Source organism: Nonomuraea sp. NPDC005983 (assembly GCF_040614375.1).
Taxonomy (GTDB): Bacteria; Actinomycetota; Actinomycetes; order Streptosporangiales; family Streptosporangiaceae; genus Nonomuraea.
The window spans coordinates 204,093-221,162 of the sequence record NZ_JBEXUP010000001.1 but is presented as its reverse complement, the minus strand read 5'-3'; the positions used below and the strand labels follow the sequence as shown (position 1 = coordinate 221,162).

Here is a 17,070-nt window from a genome sequence, read left to right as displayed (position 1 = left end):
GGTCACAGCTCCATCTCCCTCACGGCCTCGGGCATCTTCGGATCCAGGTCGAACAGCTCGCGCAGCGCTTCCGCATAATGATCGCCTCCCGGGGAGGTGGCGAGCTGTTTGACACGCACAGTCGGCTCGTGAAGCAGCTTGTCGACGACACGCTGCACGGTCAGGGTCACCTCGTCCCGGGTTTTCGCGTCGAGGTGGGGGATGCGCATCATGAGACGGCCCAGTTCGGCCTCCACCACGTCGGCCGCCTTGGTGCGCAGCGCCACCACGGTCGGGGTGACCTTGGACGCGCGCTCCGCGCCGAGGTAGGCGGCGAGCTCCTCGGCGACGAGCTCCCGGACGGAGGCGACGGAGTCGCCCTCACGCGAGCCGATGCCCGACTGCTGGATGGTCTCCAGGTCGACCAGCGTCACGCCGGGGACGGCCCGGACCTCGGGGTCGATGTCGTGGGGAAGCGCCAGGTCGAGGAGGAACACGCCGCTGCTGAGCATGTCGGGGGTGATCAGGTGGTGGCCCGCGCCGGTGCAGGTGATGACGAGGTCGGCCGCCGCAAGCTCTCGGGGAACCGCGGAGAACTCCACCGCCCTGCCGCCGACCTGGTCGGCAAGGCGCACGCCGCGCTGGTACGTCCGGTTGGCCACCACGATGTCGGTGACGCCCGCCCGTGCCAGAGTGACGGCGGCGAGCGAGCTCATCGAGCCCGCGCCCACCACCAGCGCCCGGCGGCCCGCCAGCTCGCCCGCCAGCGCGAGCCCGGCGGTCACCAGCGAGGCCCCGGCGTGGTCGATGCTGGTGTCGGTGTGGGCGCGCTTGCCGACGCGCAGCGCCCGCTGGACGACCTCGTTCAGCGTCGCGCCGACCGTGCCCTGCTTCTGCCCCAGCTTGAGCGCCTGGCGCACCTGGCCGAGGATCTGGCCCTCGCCCACCACCATCGAGTCGAGGCCGCACACCATCGAGAAGAGGTGCTCGACGGCGCGGTCCTCGTAGTGGACGTACAGGTGCGGGGTCAGCTCGTCGAGCGGAACGCCCGAATGGACGCTCAGCAGATGGCTGACGGAGTTGACGGCCGCGTGGAAGCGGTCGACCGCGGTGTAGACCTCGACCCGGTTGCAGGTCGAGACCACCATGGTCTCCGCCACGCAGACGTCCTGCTGCACGTCGTGCAGCAGTTTGACGAGCGCGTCACCGGCTACCGAGACGCGTTCGAGCAGAGCCACGGGAGCGGTCCGGTGGCTGAGTCCGATGGTCAGAACACTCATTGACTGTCCACGGCCATGAGCGGCCCCCCAGCTTTGCGTTGCTCGTGGAACGCAAGGATCTGTAGTTCTATGGATAGGTCGACTTTACGGACATCGACGCTTTCAGGCACGGCGAGCACGACGGGGGCGAAGTTCAGGATGCTGGTCACCCCTACCGCTACCACGCGGTCACACAGCCCCTGAGCCGCCTCCGCCGGCGTCGCCAGAACCACGATCGAAACTCCACGCCGTTTGATCACGGCTTCCAGTTCGTCGATGTGCTCAACATTCAACCCCGCAATGTCGTCGCCTACGACCTCGGGGTCGGCGTCGACCAGAGCGGCGATGCGGAAGCCACGGGAGACGAACCCGCCGTAGTTGGCGAGCGCGCGGCCGAGGTTGCCGACGCCGACGATGGCGACCGCCCAGTCCTGGGTCAGGCCGAGCTCGCGGGAGATCTGGTAGACCAGGTACTCGACGTCGTAGCCGACACCACGGGTGCCGTACGAGCCCAGGTGCGACAGGTCCTTGCGAAGCTTGGCCGAGTTGACCCCGGCTGCCGATGCCAGGTCTTCGGAGCTCACCGTCGTGATCGCGCGCTCCGCCATCCCGTGCAGCGCCCGCAGATACAACGGGAGCCTGGCGACCGTTGCCTCGGGTATGCCACGGTCACGGGACTGCGTCGGGCTCTTCACGTGCCGGAGCTCCAGGGGAACGGGCGGCCTTGGGGGCCGCGTGAATGGAAGCGAACCGCCTTTCAGGTTAATCCTTTTGTGAAGCGATGCACAAAGTCACCGAGGCAGGGGCGCTACGGTGGGAGCCATGCACCACATCACCTTGCTCGGCAGGCCCGGCTGTCACCTCTGCGAGGACGCCCGCGAGGTCATCGCCAAAGTGGCTGACGAGCTGGGAGTGACATGGGAGGAGATCGACATCGACTCCTCCGGCGAGCTGCGCGACAAGTACGGCGAGATGATCCCCGTCACCCTGGTCGACGGGGTCCAGCACGACTTCTGGCGCGTCTCGGAGGACCGGCTGCGGGCCGCGCTCGCCTAGCTAGTCCGCTCGCCTAGTCAGCTCGCCTAGTACATCGCGGTCGGCAGCGGCACCACCTTGGCCGCGTTGACGTTCAGCTCGATGACGTTGGTGGCCAGCACCATCGCCTGGCGCTCGTTGAGGAACCGCTCGACGTGCGGCTGGCGCTGGTGGTCGCGGTAGGCCACCTCGTCGCGGTAGAGCTCGTAGACGATGCGCTGCAACGGCGCCGACTTGACCGCGTGGCAGGCGTAGACAAGTGTGTCGGGTTCGCTACGTCGCACGACCTCCACGGTCTGCTCGGCGAGGCGGTCGAACGCGGCTCCCGAGCCGTCCATGAGGGTGAAGACGGTCAGCAGGCCGTAGATGCTCGGCGAGGGCCTGCCGGAATCGGGCTGCTGCTGTGGCTGCTGGCGCTGCTGCGCCTGGTGCGGGCCGGTGGAGAAGAGCTCGGCCCCCGGGTAGACGGCGTCGGCGCCGGGCATGGAGTACTCCTGGCGCGGCACGTCCTGCTGGGCGGGGCCGCCGTGCCTGCCGTTCATGATGTAGCCCGTCGACGGGCCGGCCTCGGGCGGGGACGTCATCCGGGCCGCGTAGTCGACCTCCTGGTCGCCCGCCCGGTACTCGGCCACCAGGTCGCCCAGGCCCGACCTGCGGGGCTGCACGGCCGGCGGCGGCATCTCGGGCGCGACGACGGGCGGAGGCATGGGCGATCTCGACGACACGGTGGGCGCCTGCTGCTCCGCTGCCGCGGCGCGGCGCGGCGACGGCCGCCGTTCCTGCTCGACTTCGACCTCGTCCTCGTCGTCCTCGTACGGGGCCAGCGGGCGCAGCACGCAGTACCAGATGGCGGCGGCGGCCACCACGAACAGCGCGGTGGTGAAGATCCCCGGCACGGAGAACCGCACCGCGCCGATCAGCGCGATGCCCGAGGGCGCGATGACGGCGACGGCGTGCAGGTTGTCGGTGTCGTACTCGTCGCCGTTGCGCCACTTGAGCCCGGCGAACACCGCGGCCGCGAGCAGGACCAGCACGTCGACGATGTGCACGCCGAGCAGCAGCTTGTCGGGGATCAACCCCCAGTGACCGGAGCCCGTGGGCAGCAGCTTGGTCATCTTGCCGCTGTTGAGCAGCGGGTCGGCGACGAGGATCACCGAGGCGGTGATGGTGATCGCGATGCTGTAGAGCCAGGCCGCGAATTTCGGGGGGGCCTTTTCGCTCAGGAGCTGGATCAGCCCGATTCCCAGCCAGAGGGGAGCGAGCAGCGATCCGGTGAGTTGATAGATCTTGAACGTGGCCGTGCCGAACCCCATGAGGTAGCCGACACCGATCACGCCCAGTGACACGCAGAGCGCCACGGCTGCAACGGTCCAGGCGATCAGCCACCCCTCAGGGTCGTCACGCAACCTTCTGATCAGGGCACCCGCGGCGATCGCGGCGAGAAGGGCACCGGCGAAGGCGATGACAGCGACAAGGATCTCCATGGTGACTCCAATGCTGCCGGACGATGCCTCCCAGCCGGTAGCCGAAGAGGGAACGGGTCGGTCCAACACGGTATCCGCCGATTACGGCTAGTCCTGCCTAGCCCAAGCGGATTGTGGAATTTCCGGTTGATTTCTAGAGTGTTCGAGCAGCCGCACCCCTTACCCCGTAGGGATACCGGATGCCTGACTCGTGGCCGTTCGCCGGGCTACTCACTCCAGCGCTCGCTGGCCCCGCCCGGACGAGCGAGCTTGCCGTGCGCGAAGACGTCCGCGCAGAAAGCAGCGCGGAGGTGGTCTCCGACGACCAGCGCACGCTGGTGCTGCGCGCCAAGACCGGAAACACGGAGGCTTTTGGCACGCTCTACGACCGTTATGTGGACCTCGTCTACCGCTACATCTACTTCCGGGTCGGCTCGCACCAGCTCGCCGAGGACCTGACCAGCGAGACCTTCCTGCGCGCGCTTCGCCGCATCACCGACTTCACCTGGCAGGGACGCGACTTCGGCGCCTGGCTCGTGACCATCGCCAGGAACCTGGTGACCGACCACTTCAAGTCCGGGCGCTACCGGCTGGAGATCTCCACCGGAGAGGTGATCGACGTCCCGCTCGACGGCGCGCACATCCCGGAGAACGCCGTGGTCACGGCGATCGTCAACGACCGGATCCTGCGCGCCGTCCGGGACCTCAACCCGGAGCAGCAGGAGTGCGTCGTCCTCCGGTTCCTGCACGGCCTGTCACTGGCGGAGACCGCGTTGATCATGGGGAAGAAGAGTGGAGCGATCAAAGCGCTGCAGTTCCGGGCGATCCGCGCGCTGGCCAGAGCGCTCAAGAACGACCTCGAATGACCCGTCCCGGCCGCGGCCGGGAGCGTCCAGGGACACGCCGCGTAACCTCCCCCTGAGGCGCTTCGTTAGGCAGGTGTCACGGCCGGGTATTCTCGCGGGGGCCTCAGGGAGCAGTCATGGGTAGGGCGCGCAGATCGCGCGAACGCGTGCTGGACCAGCTGTCGGAGCTGGGAAGGCGGCCGCTCGGCGGCGGCCCGGAGGCCGCATTCCGCGACCGGCTGCGTCACGAGCTCCTTTCGGCGCAGGCCCCCGACCCCGTCAGGCCCGCCAGGCACGGCCACCGCCTCCCCGCCAGACGACGCCTGTCCCCGTTCTCCCAGCTCGCCACGTTCGCTCTGGCGGCCGTCATGATGGTGTCGGCCTTCGCCACCTACCAGTCGGTGCCCGGCGACACGCTCTACCCGCTCAAGCGCGCCGCCGAGAGCACCCTCGTGCGGCTCAGCCACGACGACGTGGAACGGGCGCAGCGCGAGCTCGACTCGGCCAAGAGCAGGGCCTCCGAGGTCGCCCGGCTCCTCGGCTCGTCCAACGACGGCCCCCTGGTCACCAAGACGCTCAAGGACATGGACGAGTCCACCCGCTCCGGCATCAACAGGCTGGAACGGGTCGAACCGCGCTCCCCCAAGATCAAGCGCTTCGCCCGGGACCAGAAGAACATGGTCGAGCCGATGCTGGAACAGCTCAACGAAGTACAGCACGACCAGGCCACGGGCTACCTGGACTACATCCAGGGGCTGGAGGCGCCGGGCTAGGTAAGCTGAGGCGCATGTGGCGGCTAATTCGACGACGGCATGACGTGGAGGCGGAGATCGCCGGCGAAGCAGCCGCGGCTGCCGCTGTCACGGCTCCCCCGGCCGAGCCCGACCTGCAGGCGGCGGCCTTCTTCGACGTCGACAACACGATGATGCGTGGCGCCTCGATCTACCACTTCGCCAGAGGGCTGGCCACGCGCGGCTTGTTCACCACGTCCGACCTGCTCAAGTTCGCGGTCGGGCAGGCGGTCTTCAGGCTCGGCGGCAACGAGAACCCCGAGCACATCAAGGTCGCCCGCGAGACGGCGCTGGCGTTCGTCGCGGGCGCCAAGGTCGACGACGTGGTGCGGCTCGGCGAGGAGATCTACGACGAAGTCATGGCCGACCGCATCTGGGGCGGCACCCGCGCGCTCGCCCAGAGCCACCTGGACGCCGGCCAGCGGGTGTGGCTGGTGACCGCCACGCCCGTCGAGCTGGCCCGGGTGATCGCCCAGCGGCTCGGCCTGACGGGCGCGCTCGGCACGGTCGCCGAGACCAGCGACGGCGTCTACACCGGGCGGCTGGTCGGCGACCTGCTGCACGGCCCCGCCAAGGCCGAGGCGGTGCGCGCGCTGGCCCGCCGCGAGGGCCTCGACCTGACCAGGTGCACCGCCTACAGCGACTCGGCCAACGACCTGCCCATGCTGTCGCTGGTCGGCCACGCCGTGGCCATCAACCCCGACGGCGAGCTGCGCGAGCACGCCAGGAAGCACGGCTGGCCCGTCAAGGACTTCCGCACCGGCCGCAAAGCGACGCTGACCGCGCTGCCGATCGCCGCGGGCATCGGCGCGGTGGCGGGCGGCATCGCCGCGGGCATCGCGCTCCGCAGGCACTACCGCACCCCCCAGTAGCGCCGCGTCTCACGCCCGACGGCACCGGAAAGGCGCCCGCCTGTGCAGGCGCCGGGGCGCCTTTGGGCGGGCCACCCCGGCATGCCTCACTTCAGCCGGTCGAACAACTTCTGCGCGTCCGGCTGCTTCCACACGATTCTGTTCTGGTCCTTGGGATCGGGGAGCCACGGGACCATGACGAACGACGGCTGGCCGCGCCCCAACCTGCTCGCGAGACCGTACATCACCTCCAGATCGAGGTCCCCGTCGGTGACGACCGACCGGCTGACCACGTCGAGGAAGGGCCGGAGCTTGGCCGGGTCGGTAAGCCCCTTCCTCGCCTTCGCCAACATCACGCGCAGGAGCGTCACCTGCCGCTTGATCCGCTGGATGTCGGATCCGTCGCCGTAGTGCCGCAGCCGCATGTACCCCAGCGCCTGCTCGCCGTTCAGGTGGCTGGTGCCCGCCGGAAGCTTCAGCCTGGACGCCTTGTCGCTCACCGGCGTCCTGAGCTTGACCTCCACTCCGCCCAGGGCGTCGACCACGTTCTTGAAGCCGGTGAAGTCCACCACGACGAAGTGGTCCACGCGAACCTTCGTGAGCTTCTCCACCGTGGCGACGGCGCACGACACCCCACCGGTGTCGAACGCGGAATTGATCATGTCTCTTCTGGGGGGCGCGGATCCGCACGAGGGGATCTGCACCATCGAGTCGCGCGGGAAGCTGATCACGGTCGCCCCGCCGCCGCCCTCGGGCAGGTGCACGAGCATCATGGTGTCGGACCGCGCGCCCCCGCCTCCGGTCGAACGGGCCTGCGCCGGGCCGTACCTGGTGTTGCCCTCGCCCTGGCGGGTGTCGGAGCCGATCACCAGCACGTTCAACGCGCCCGTCAGCTTCGCGGGACGCGCGCCCACCGGCGGCGGCACGGTCTGGCGCCCGCTCAGCACCAGCGTGGGAACCGCGACCGCCAGCGCGGTGGCTACGGCGACCAGCCCGGCCATGAACCAGCCCATCCGCAGCCGGCGCGGGCGCTCCCGCAGCAGGCGCTGCCGCTGGCGCGCCAGCGTGACCGGAGGCTCGTGCTCCAGGTCTCTGCCGAGGTCGCGGAGCATCTTCAGGTCGTCCATGGTCACGCCTCCTCCAGCATGGGGTTGGTGTCGCCCAGGGCGGCGCGCACCTTCCGCCTGCCCCGGTTGAGGCGGGAGCGCACGGTGCCCACGGGGATGTCGAGCGCCCGTGCGACCTCCTCGTAGCTGAGATCGCCCCAGGCGATCAGCAGCAGCACGTCGCGGTCCTTGGCGGGCAGCGCGGCGAGGGCGCGGGCCAGCTCCGGCCTGGACGCCTGCGCGGTGACCCCGGCGGCCACCCGGTCGGCGGGCGACTCCACCTCGGCGTCGACCGGGGCACGCTGGAACGCGCGGTAGCGGGCTCCCTCGGTGCGGCGGTGCCGGGAGATGAGCTTGGTGAGAATGCCGAAGAGCCACGGCCTGGCGTCGGGGTAGGCCAGGTCGTAGCTCTTCCTGCGGGAGAAGGCGACCAGGAACGTCTCGCCGACGAGGTCCTCGGCGGGCTCGGGGCCGAGCCGTTTGGAGACGTACCTGTAGAGCATGGCGGAGTAGCGGTCGAACAGCTCGGCGAACGCCTCGGGTTCCGTTAACGAGGCGCTGACGAGGTCCGAGTCCACACTCCTGGTGGCGGGTTGCGTGATCATCTCCGCCCTTCTGTGGGGAGCCGGTCAAGGATGTCTCGCCACAACCCGCCCTTGTGGTTCACAGCTCCTTGCGCGCTCCTCCGTCGATGGCGAGGTCCGCGCCCGTCGTACTGCCGGAACGGGGTGAGACGAGCAGCGCGACGGCGTCAGCCACCTCCTGCGGGTCGACGAGGCGGCCGGTGGACAGCTTCATCATCTCGGGGGCGACCTGGTTGATGACGCTGTCCCTGTCGGTTCCCACCATCCCGGACATGACGTCGGCCGCGCCGCCCTCCTTCGTCCACCAGTCGGTGAGGACGGGCCCGGGAGTGACCGTGTTCACCCGGATGCCCTGCGGGCCGTACTCCTCGGCGACCGCCCTGCCCACGTTGGCCAGCGCCAGTTTGGCGGCGCCGTAGTCGACGTTCAGCGCGCCCGGCTGCCAGGCCAGGCTGCTGGAGACGTTGACGATCGAGCCGCCGCCGCGCCCCACCATCACCGGCAGGGCGGCGCGGATCAGCCGGATCGGCGAGAACAGGTTGAACTCGAACATCGCCTGCCAGTCGGCGTCCTCCAGGGGCAGGAAGCCGAAGCGGGGCAGGGTCACGCCGGGCGGCGGGCCACCGGCGTTGTTGACCAGGATGTCCAGCCCGCCGAACTCCCGCACCGCGTGGTCGATCACCTGGGCGGGCGCCTGCGGGTCCATCAGGTCGGCGGCGACGTGCACCGCCTTCTCCGGCAGCTCGCCGGTGCGGGTCCGGGAGACGGCCACGACATGGGCGCCCTCGTCGGCCAGGGTGCGGGCGATGGCCAGGCCGATGCCCTTGGACGCGCCGGTGACGACGGCGACGCGGCCGGACAGTTGCAGATCCATGAGGGGGTTCCTCTTCCGTGCTCGGTGTTTCAACCAACGTGTGGAGAACACCGGCACGGCCCCGCCGGTTGCGTCAGAGGAAGGGCGGGAACGCGTGGCCCCTGCGCAGCCTCAGCTCGTTCAGCAGCTGCTGGATGACCTCGCGCACGTGGTCGGTGAGGTTGAACACCAGCATCGGGTCGTCGGCGGCCGACGACTCGTACTCGTCGGTGCGGATCGGCTCGCCGAACTCGATCATCCACTTGGACGGCAGCGGCACCAGGCCGAGCGGCCCGAGCAGCGGGAAGAACGGGGTGATCGGCAGGTACGGCAGGCCGAGCAGCCTGGCCAGCGACGGCAGATCGCCGATCTTCGGGTAGATCTCCTCGGCCCCCACGATCGCGGTGGGCACGATCGGGACGCCGGCGCGGATGGCCGAGGCCACGAACCCGCCCCTGCCGAAGCGCTGGAGCCGGTAACGCTCGGAGAACGGCTTGCCCACGCCCTTGAAACCCTCGGGGAACACCCCGACCAGCTCGCCCTTGCGCAGGAGGCGGTCGGCGTCTTCGGGGCAGGCGAGCGTGTGGCCGGTCTTGCGTGACAGGTGGCCGAGCACCGGAAGCTGGTAGACCAGGTCGGCGCCGAGCAGCCGCAGCGGCCTGCCCACCTCGTCGTGTAGCGCGACCTGCATCATCAGCGCGTCGACCGGCAGCGTGCCCGAGTGGTTGGCGACCACCAGCGCGCCGCCCTCGTCGGGCACGTTCTTCAGCTCGAGGGTCTCGACCCTGAACCAGTGCCGGTAGAGCGGCCTGATCAGTTCGAGCAGCACCTTGTCGGTCAGCTCCGCGTCGTAGCCGAAGTCGTCGACCTCGTACTCGCCCGTGATGCGCCTGCGCAGGAAGGCCAGCGCGCCGGCTAGCGGATCGGGTTCCTCCGTCACCAGATGCCTCCGAGCGGGTGCAGGTCCCGTGAGCGCAGGAAGTCGTCGAACGCCGCGCCGGTCGTGAACTTGGGCTTCCAGCCAAGCTCGGACTCCAGCTTTTCTGAGTCGACGACGCGGCCGTAGCTCATCAGCCTGAGCTGCTCCGGCGAGTACTCGACCAGGCCGGCCCGGCGCGCGGCGCTGCCGAGCAGCCGGAAGGCGGGCGCGAACAGCGGGAGCGACAGCCGCCCCGCCCTGCGCGCGCACTGGGAGAGCAGCAACACGCCCGCCCCGGCCACGTTGAACGTGCCGGGGTGGTCTTCGGTCGCCATCCGCCGCAGCACCTCGACCGCGTCGTCCTCGTGGACGAACTGCAGCCGAGGGTCGAAGCCGAACACGGTCGGCAGCACCGGCTGGGTGAAGTATCGGGTCAGCGGCGAGTCGACCCGCGGGCCCATGAAGTTGGCGAAGCGCAGCAACGACACGGTGACGTCGGGACGGCGGCGCGCGAAACCGCGCACGTAGCCCTCGACCTCGACCGCGTCCTTGGCGTAACCGTGGCTGGGGCCGTCCTGCGGCTCCAGATCCTCGGTGAACACCGCCGGATCCCTGGGCGACGAGCCGTACACGGCCGTGGTCGAACGCACCACGACCCTGCGGACGGTCGCCGACCGCTGGCAGGCGCCGAGCAGTTGCATGGCGCCGATGACGTTGTGCTCCTTCATCACGGCCCTGCCCGCGCTCCGCGACGGAGCGCTCACCAGGCTCATGTGCACAACGGTGTCGATGTCGGCGGCCGCGATCACCTGAGCGATGTCGGGGCTGCGCAGATCGACCCGGACGAACTCCGTCCGGCCGAGAGAGGCGCCGCCATCACGAGTCAGCGAGGGCGGCGGCACAGTGTCCACTCCGATGACGCGGCTGATGTCCGGATCCGCAGCGAGAACGCTCGCCACCCGGGCGCCGATGTGGCGCGAGACCCCGGTGACGAGCACGGTGTGGGTCATCAGCGCCTCGCAGCTGCGTCGTCTACTTCTTGTTACGCCGCTGGATGCGCGTCTTCTTGAGCAGCTTGCGGTGCTTCTTCTTGGCCATCCGCTTGCGGCGCTTCTTGATCACAGAGCCCACGGGACCCCCAGGTACTGATAGCAAGTCTGAATCGATGTGCGAGCGCACACCGGCTCACAGACTACCGGCGATCGACGGTAGATCGCCCCTTGGGGGGTGAGCCCGGCCGCGCCGCGGCGACCGGGTCTCTCCCGCGACCGTATTCACGGCGTACGGGAACGCCGCTACTCCGCCATCAGCCTGCCTCGATGTAGGCCTCCCGGAGATAGTCGTGCACCGCCTGCTCCGGCACTCGGAACGACCGGCCGACGCGGATGGCCGGCAACTCGCCCGAGTGCACGAGTCGGTACACCGTCATCTTGGAGACCCTCATGACCGTGGCCACTTCGGCCACCGTCAGGAACTTCACCTCGCTGAGAGGTCTTTCGCCTGCACCCATCGGACGCCTCTTCCGCACGTGTATCCGGATTATCCCCACTGGTGCCATTGCTCACGCACGTGTACTGCCGTTAGCGTAAGTCGGGACTCCGAGCGCGCAAACCCCCTATTTTCTCAGTCGGCGGAGCCACCTGTCAGTCAAACCAGCAAAGTCGCTGGCCAGCACCCGGTTCGAGCCCCTCGCCCAGCCGGTTGGAACTGTCCAACTTCTCATCATTAGAGTCGCCCAGGCCGACTCAAAAGTTGGCAAAGGGACAGCGCGCCTCTTGGAATGCAGGCGCGAAAAGACGGTATCGGGAGGACCGAATTCGACTCAAAGGGCTCGTGAGACTCGTGTGACAATGCGCTCGACCAGCGGAGCGTAATGACGCGGTAGCACATTGTCATCGAGTGGCACGCAGGCCGCGATCTTGCCCTCCGCCTCCCCGAGGAACAGGGCCGGGTCGTTGCTGTCGGCGAACGCCACCGTCGGCACGCCCGCCTCGCCGGCGGCGCCCGCCCAGCCGTGGTCGGCGATGACCAGGTCCGGAGGCGTGTCCAGCTCGCTGAGCATCCGCTCCATCGGGGCCGAGTCGTGGGTGTGCACGAAACCGCCCTTCTCGTTGAGCATCGCCACTTCCTCCAGGTAGCGGATGTGGCGTGGGCGGCCGAACCCCGCCCCCGAGTACACCCAGCCCTCGGCGGGCGTCAGCAGCCTCGCACCGCGCTCGGCGGCGAACCTGGCGAGCGGCAGGTGGACGGCGAGCAGCCCGGTGGGGTGGCCGGTGGCGAACAGCAGCCTCGGGGAGTCGAGCGACAGCGCCCCGGCGATGCTGTCGGCCATCGCGTCGAGCGCGTCGATCGTCCGGTCGGGGTCGATGGTGTCCTGGCCCCAGCGGTGCCCCGGGTCTGAGACCACGCCGGCGGACTTGGCCATCAGCGCGAGGACGTCGCGGAAGGACCACGGCTGCTCGAAGGTGAGGCCCAGCATGTAGTACGCGTCGCGGTTGGCCACCGAGCTGTAGTGGTCGAGGTTGTTCTCGCGGGGGGTCGCGACGTCGCCCGCGATGCGGGTCTGGATCAGGTGTTCGCGGAGTTGGTCGCGGCTCAGCACAGCTTTCCTCGCTAGGGCATCGGATCGAGGCCGTGCAGGGGGAACACCGCGCGCCGGGTCGCCATGACCGCACGGTCAATGGGGTCCGCAGGGTCATAACCAGCGGACCAACCAGTAAATTCCGGGCTTCTACCGTCTGTCATGGTCAGCGGGGGCAGCTCGCCCGTCCGCTCCCTGACGAACCGGCGCCAGCTCTCCGGCGTCGCCGTGTCCGGGTCGAGCGGGTGGCCCGACACCTCGGCGACCAGGTGCGTCCAGGCTCGCGGCACCACCTGCACCAGCTCGTAGCCGCCACCGCCCGTGACGACCCAGCGGCCGCCCGCCGTCTCGTGCGCCAGCCGGTGCAGGGCGGCGTACGCGGTTCGCTGGCCGTCGACGCTGAGCATCAGATGGGCGAGCGGGTCGAGCGCGTGGCTGTCGCAGCCGTGCTGGGTGACCAGGATCTCCGGACGGAACTCGCGCAGCAGCGGCGGCACCACCGCGTCGAAGGCGCGCAGCCACCCCGAGTCGCCGCACCCCGCCGGGAGCGCCACGTTGACCGCCGTGCCTCCGGCCCCGGTCTCCTGGGGCAGCCCGGTGCCGGGGAACAGCGTGAGCGGGCTCTCGTGCAGGCTGATGGTCAGGACGCGCGGATCGTCGTAGAAGGCCGCCTGGACGCCGTCGCCGTGGTGGACGTCCACGTCCACGTACGCGACGCGGCCCGCGCCCTGCGACAGCAGCCAGGCGATGGCCAGCGCCGGGTCGTTGTAGACGCAGAAGCCGCTGGCCGTGTCGGCCATCGCGTGGTGCAGCCCGCCCGCGATGTTCACCGCGTGCTCGGCCGCGCCCTCCCAGACCGCGCGGGCGGCGGCGATGGACGCGCCTGCGATCAGCGCCGACGCCTCGTGGACGCCCGCGAACGCGGGGTTGTCGGACGTGCCGAGCCCAGCCGACAGGTCGGCGGCCCCCGAGACGGACACGCGCTTGACCGCCTCGATGTAGCCGCGCTTGTGCACGAGCGCCAGTTCGTCGTCGGTGGCGGGCGCGCAGCCTGCCACCTCGACCCGGTCGAGCACGCCCAGATCGCGGGCGAGCGCCATCGTCAGCTCCACCCTGACAGGGGCCAGCGGATGGCTCGGGCCGAAGTCGTAGGAGGTGAGTGCGTCGTCCCAGATGACCCGTGCGGTCTTGCTCATGCGCGCTCCCGTCCCTCGCCCTTGCGCCGACGTTACCGCAGCGTCAACGGCGAAGCTCCTAACGGTCCCGGCCCTTACGGCGGGGAAAATTCGCGTAGCCTCAGGGCATGCGCTTCGTGCGACCCTTCCAGGCCGCATGGCGATTCTTCCGGCGTCCCAAGGTCCAGGACATCACGCTCGTGATCGTCCTCGCTGTGCCGTTGGCGATCGCGCTGAGGTTCGCGATCGTCCAGAGCTCCGCGACGCGGGCCGACGTGGTCTACCTGTCGCTCTTCCTGGCCGGCACGCTCCCCCTGCTCGTCCGCCGGAGCAGACCGGTCGCCGTGGCCGCGGTCGAGTTCACGCTGGACGCCCTCTCCCTCGTCACCGGCATGGCGAGCGTCACCAGCCCGCTCTCGTCGATCGCCTTTTACAGCGTGGGGCGCCATACGCACGGCCGCACCACCGCGATCACCGCGGGGTTGGCGGCGGTCGGCTACTCGGTCCTGTTCGAGGTGACCAACCCGAACCACGGAAGCTGGGCGGCGGGCCTCGTCAACCCCGTGCTCACCATGGGGCTGGGTCAGTTCCTCAGGATCCGCGCCGAGCTCAACGAGCGCAGGCAGCGCGAGCTGGCCGACAGCGCGGTCCGCGCCGAGCGCCGGCGGATCGCCAGGGAGCTGCACGACGTCGTCGCACACCACCTCAGCGTGATCAACGCGCTGGTCGGCGGCGCCAGGGCCACCCTCCAGCCCGAGCAGGACGTCACCCGCGACGCCCTGAGCAGCGCCGAGCAGACGGCCCGCCAGGCGCTGGCCGAGATGCGCCAGCTCCTCGACGTGCTCAGGGCCGACGACGGCAGCGCCGCCGGGGCCGCGACGGGCGTGGGCGCGGCCCGGCTGCCGTCGCTCGTCCAGGAGGCCGAGACCGCCGGGCTGCCCGCCAGCCTGACCGTGACGGGCGACGCCGTGCCCCTCCCCACGGCCGTCGACCACGCCGTCTACCGGATCGTCCAGGAGGCGCTGACCAACACCCGCAAACACGCGCTGAGCGCCAGAGCCAGCGTCCGATTAGCCTACGAACCCGAGGCGGTCGAGGTGGAGGTCCTCGACGACGGCGTCGCCAAGCCCGCCGGCGCGCCCGGCTTCGGGCTCGGCGGCATGGCCGAGCGGGTGGCGCTCTGCGGCGGCCGGCTGTGGACCGGCCCCCGGCCCGAGGGCGGCTTCCGCGTGCTCGCCCGCATCCCCCTGGAGAAGGCATGATCACAGTCCTGCTGGTGGACGACCACGCGCTCGCGCGCATGGGCTTCAGGCTCATCCTCAACGCCCAGCCCGACATCAGCGTGGTCGGCGAGGCCGCCGACGGCGCGGAGGCGGTGCGCCTCAGCAAGGAGCTCGGCCCGGACGTGGTGCTGATGGACCTGCACATGCCGGGCCTCGACGGGGTGAGCGCCACCGGGCGGATCACCGGCGAGCAGCCCGACGTCAGGGTGCTCGCGCTCAGCACCTTCGACCTCGACGAGAACGTGATCGCGGCGCTGCGGGCCGGCGCCGACGGGTTCCTGCCCAAGGACGTCTCGCCGGAGGAACTGGTCGAGGGCGTCCGGGTGGTGCACAGGGGAGAGTCCGCGGTGGCGCCGCGCCTGCTCACCCGCCTGATCGGCCGCTTCGTCCGGGTGTCCGGGCCGAAGCGCGGGTCGGGCCCGTCGGAGCTGGCCGGGCTCACCGAGCGCGAGCGGGAGGTCCTCGTGCTGATCGCCCGCGGCAGGTCCAACCCGGAGATCGCCGACGCGCTGGACGTCTCCCCCTCCACGGTCAAGAACCACGTGACGAGCCTGTTCGCCAAGCTCGGCGTCAGAGACCGGGCGCAGGCCGTGATCGTGGCCTACGAGGCGGCCCTGATCACCCCTGGAGAGTAGGAGCAGGCTCCCAGAGACCGCGCGACGGAACGGTCCTCCAGCAGGACGAGAAAGCCCTCTCCAGCGGCCACGCTGGACACATGACCGCGATTCGGGCAACGAACCTGACCAAGAGCTACGGGCGGACCGTGGCCGTGTCGGACCTGTCGTTCGACGTCGAGCCCGGCCGGGTGACCGGGTTCCTCGGGCCGAACGGGGCCGGCAAGTCCACCACGATGCGCATGATCCTCGGCCTCGACCGGCCGTCCGGCGGCTCCGTCCTCGTCGACGGCCGCCCCTACGCCCAGTTGAGGCGTCCGCTCTGCAAGATCGGCGCGCTGCTCGACGCGAGAGCGGTGCACGGCGGACGCAGCGCCCGCAACCACCTGCTGGCCATCGCGCAGAGCAACGGCATCGCCGCCGGCCGGGTCGACGAGGTCCTCGACCTGGTCGGCCTGCGCGAGGTCGCCGGGCGGCGGATCGGCGGATTCTCGCTCGGCATGTCGCAACGGCTGGGCATCGCCGCCGCGCTGATCGGCGACCCGGAGATCCTGCTCTTCGACGAGCCCGTCAACGGGCTCGACCCCGACGGCATCCTGTGGATCCGCACGCTGATGCGGAAACTGGCCGCCGAGGGCCGCGCGGTGTTCGTCTCCAGCCACCTGATGAGCGAGATGGCGCAAACCGCCGACCACCTGGTCGTCATCGGCAAGGGCAGGCTCATCGCCGACACCAGCGTGGACGAGTTCATCGGGCGCAGCTCGCAGGGCTACATCCGGGTGCGCTCGCCCCGCCTGGCCGAGGTCGCCGACCTGGTCAAGGTGGGCGAGCTGCACCCCGACCACCTGCGCGTGACCGGGGTGACCGCGCTGGAGATCGGCACGATGACCGCGCGCGCCGGTCTGCCGCTGGAGGAGCTGACCTTCGTGCAGCCCTCGCTCGAAGCCGCCTACATGGAGTTGACCAAGGACAGCCTGGAGTACTCGTCATGATGGAGATCATCCGGTCCGAGTGGACCAAGATCCGTTCTGTCCGGTCCACGGTGTGGACGCTGGCCGCCACCGCGCTGCTGATGCTGGGGATCGGCGTCCTGCTGTGCGTCGCCGTGGTCAACTCGTCCTCCCCACCGCCCGACGCGGCGGCGGGCGTCCGGCTCCCCCTCGCGGGCGTCATGTTCGCGCCGGTGGCGATCGCCACGTTCGGAGTGCTGGTGATCTCCAGCGAGTACCGGACGGGCGCGATCCGGGTCTCCCTCATGGCCGTGCCGCAACGGCTGAAACTGCTGGCCGGCAAGGTCGTCGTCTTCACCGCGGTGTCGCTGGTGGTCAGCATGGCCACCGCCTTCGTCACGTTCTGGGTGGGGCAGGCGATCCTCGGGGCCGCCACGCTGAGCGACCCGGGCGCGCTCCGGACCGTCGTCGGGGTCGGCCTGTACCTGACGGCGAGCGGGCTGTTCGGCCTGGCGCTCGGCGCGCTGGTACGGCACACGCCGGGCGCGGTCGTCGCGGCCATGATGCTGATGCTGGTGCTGCCCCAGGTCACCACCATGCTGCCGGGCACGTGGGGCGCGACCGTGCACAAGTACTTCACGACCAACGCCGGAATCCAGGTGGCGACGCCGACCGGAGGCGACGCGCTCGGCCCCTGGGCGGGCTACGGCGTCTACCTCGGCTGGATCGCCGTCACGATGATCGCAGCGGCGGTTCTGCTGAAGCGGCGCGACGCGTGAACG

At 70.0% G+C, this 17,070-nt stretch carries 20 protein-coding genes; 8 read left to right on the top strand and 12 right to left on the bottom strand.

Features of this window, described 5'->3' with window-relative positions; translation table 11 throughout:
* Positions 1-2: 2 nt before the first annotated feature.
* Positions 3-1,259 (bottom strand): glutamyl-tRNA reductase, encoded by a 1,257-nt coding sequence (locus ABZ297_RS01090; RefSeq protein ID WP_355337347.1) that lies wholly within the window; start codon positions 1,257-1,259, stop codon positions 3-5.
* Positions 1,256-1,933 carry a redox-sensing transcriptional repressor Rex gene (locus ABZ297_RS01085; RefSeq protein ID WP_355337344.1) on the bottom strand — a complete coding sequence of 226 codons (678 nt, stop codon included), beginning with the start codon at positions 1,931-1,933 and terminating at the stop codon, positions 1,256-1,258. The genes ABZ297_RS01090 and ABZ297_RS01085 overlap by 4 nt, the downstream gene beginning before the upstream one ends.
* Positions 1,934-2,060: 127 nt before the next feature.
* Here ABZ297_RS01085 and ABZ297_RS01080 point away from each other — a divergent pair, with 127 nt between their 5' ends.
* Entirely contained in the window at positions 2,061-2,294 is a 234-nt protein-coding gene (locus tag ABZ297_RS01080) for a glutaredoxin family protein (protein WP_355337342.1), read from the top strand.
* A gap of 26 nt (positions 2,295-2,320) precedes the next feature.
* Here the strand turns inward: ABZ297_RS01080 and ABZ297_RS01075 are convergent, their stop codons facing one another.
* Positions 2,321-3,757, bottom strand: coding sequence for an antibiotic biosynthesis monooxygenase (locus ABZ297_RS01075; RefSeq protein WP_355337339.1), 1,437 nt, complete (start codon positions 3,755-3,757; stop codon positions 2,321-2,323).
* A gap of 179 nt (positions 3,758-3,936) precedes the next feature.
* Between ABZ297_RS01075 and ABZ297_RS01070 the strand changes: the two genes are divergently transcribed.
* The 3 genes from ABZ297_RS01070 (at position 3,937) to ABZ297_RS01060 (ending at position 6,244) form a co-directional block, all read left to right on the top strand.
* A complete protein-coding gene (locus tag ABZ297_RS01070; RefSeq protein WP_355337336.1) occupies positions 3,937-4,602 on the top strand; it encodes a sigma-70 family RNA polymerase sigma factor in 666 nt (221 codons plus the stop codon).
* Between the two features lie 116 nt (positions 4,603-4,718).
* Entirely contained in the window at positions 4,719-5,354 is a 636-nt protein-coding gene (locus ABZ297_RS01065; RefSeq protein ID WP_355337333.1) for a DUF5667 domain-containing protein, read from the top strand.
* Positions 5,355-5,368: 14 nt separating this feature from the next.
* Positions 5,369-6,244, top strand: coding sequence for an HAD-IB family hydrolase (locus ABZ297_RS01060; RefSeq protein WP_355337330.1), 876 nt, complete (start codon positions 5,369-5,371; stop codon positions 6,242-6,244).
* An 86-nt stretch (positions 6,245-6,330) separates the two neighbouring features.
* On the opposite strand, the gene ABZ297_RS01055 is transcribed toward ABZ297_RS01060, so the two are convergent.
* The 9 genes from ABZ297_RS01055 to ABZ297_RS01015 form a co-directional block, all read right to left on the bottom strand.
* Positions 6,331-7,350: an LCP family protein gene (locus ABZ297_RS01055; protein WP_355337327.1), complete on the bottom strand. Its 1,020-nt coding sequence runs from the start codon at positions 7,348-7,350 to the stop codon at positions 6,331-6,333.
* 2 nt (positions 7,351-7,352) lie between these two features.
* On the bottom strand, positions 7,353-7,934 hold the full coding sequence (locus ABZ297_RS01050; protein ID WP_355337324.1) for an RNA polymerase sigma factor: 582 nt from the start codon (positions 7,932-7,934) through the stop codon (positions 7,353-7,355).
* 58 nt (positions 7,935-7,992) lie between these two features.
* Positions 7,993-8,787 carry an SDR family NAD(P)-dependent oxidoreductase gene (locus tag ABZ297_RS01045; RefSeq protein WP_355337321.1) on the bottom strand — a complete coding sequence of 265 codons (795 nt, stop codon included), beginning with the start codon at positions 8,785-8,787 and terminating at the stop codon, positions 7,993-7,995.
* Between the two features lie 73 nt (positions 8,788-8,860).
* Positions 8,861-9,706: a lysophospholipid acyltransferase family protein gene (locus ABZ297_RS01040; RefSeq protein ID WP_355337318.1), complete on the bottom strand. Its 846-nt coding sequence runs from the start codon at positions 9,704-9,706 to the stop codon at positions 8,861-8,863.
* Complete coding sequence (locus ABZ297_RS01035; RefSeq protein WP_355337315.1) at positions 9,703-10,695, bottom strand: NAD-dependent epimerase/dehydratase family protein; 993 nt, start codon at positions 10,693-10,695, stop codon at positions 9,703-9,705. The genes ABZ297_RS01040 and ABZ297_RS01035 overlap by 4 nt, the downstream gene beginning before the upstream one ends.
* Before the next feature lie 22 nt (positions 10,696-10,717).
* A complete protein-coding gene (locus ABZ297_RS01030) occupies positions 10,718-10,816 on the bottom strand; it encodes an AURKAIP1/COX24 domain-containing protein (RefSeq protein WP_018654693.1) in 99 nt (32 codons plus the stop codon).
* Positions 10,817-10,991: 175 nt separating this feature from the next.
* Positions 10,992-11,195 carry a helix-turn-helix domain-containing protein gene (locus tag ABZ297_RS01025; RefSeq protein ID WP_026214222.1) on the bottom strand — a complete coding sequence of 68 codons (204 nt, stop codon included), beginning with the start codon at positions 11,193-11,195 and terminating at the stop codon, positions 10,992-10,994.
* A 312-nt stretch (positions 11,196-11,507) separates the two neighbouring features.
* Complete coding sequence (locus ABZ297_RS01020) at positions 11,508-12,287, bottom strand: phosphatase (RefSeq protein ID WP_355337311.1); 780 nt, start codon at positions 12,285-12,287, stop codon at positions 11,508-11,510.
* Between the two features lie 11 nt (positions 12,288-12,298).
* Complete coding sequence (locus tag ABZ297_RS01015) at positions 12,299-13,462, bottom strand: acetoin utilization protein AcuC (protein ID WP_355337308.1); 1,164 nt, start codon at positions 13,460-13,462, stop codon at positions 12,299-12,301.
* A gap of 107 nt (positions 13,463-13,569) precedes the next feature.
* On the opposite strand from ABZ297_RS01015, the gene ABZ297_RS01010 reads away from it, so the two are divergent.
* The 4 genes from ABZ297_RS01010 (at position 13,570) to ABZ297_RS00995 (ending at position 17,067) form a co-directional block, all read left to right on the top strand.
* Positions 13,570-14,703, top strand: a complete 1,134-nt coding sequence (locus tag ABZ297_RS01010; RefSeq protein ID WP_355337305.1) for a histidine kinase — start codon at positions 13,570-13,572, stop codon at positions 14,701-14,703.
* Positions 14,700-15,359, top strand: a complete 660-nt coding sequence (locus tag ABZ297_RS01005; protein ID WP_355337302.1) for a response regulator transcription factor — start codon at positions 14,700-14,702, stop codon at positions 15,357-15,359. Before ABZ297_RS01010 ends, ABZ297_RS01005 begins: the two co-directional genes overlap by 4 nt.
* Before the next feature lie 80 nt (positions 15,360-15,439).
* Entirely contained in the window at positions 15,440-16,330 is an 891-nt protein-coding gene (locus ABZ297_RS01000; protein ID WP_355337299.1) for an ATP-binding cassette domain-containing protein, read from the top strand.
* Positions 16,327-17,067, top strand: a complete 741-nt coding sequence (locus ABZ297_RS00995) for an ABC transporter permease subunit (RefSeq protein WP_355337296.1) — start codon at positions 16,327-16,329, stop codon at positions 17,065-17,067. The genes ABZ297_RS01000 and ABZ297_RS00995 overlap by 4 nt, the downstream gene beginning before the upstream one ends.
* Positions 17,068-17,070: the final 3 nt, after the last annotated feature.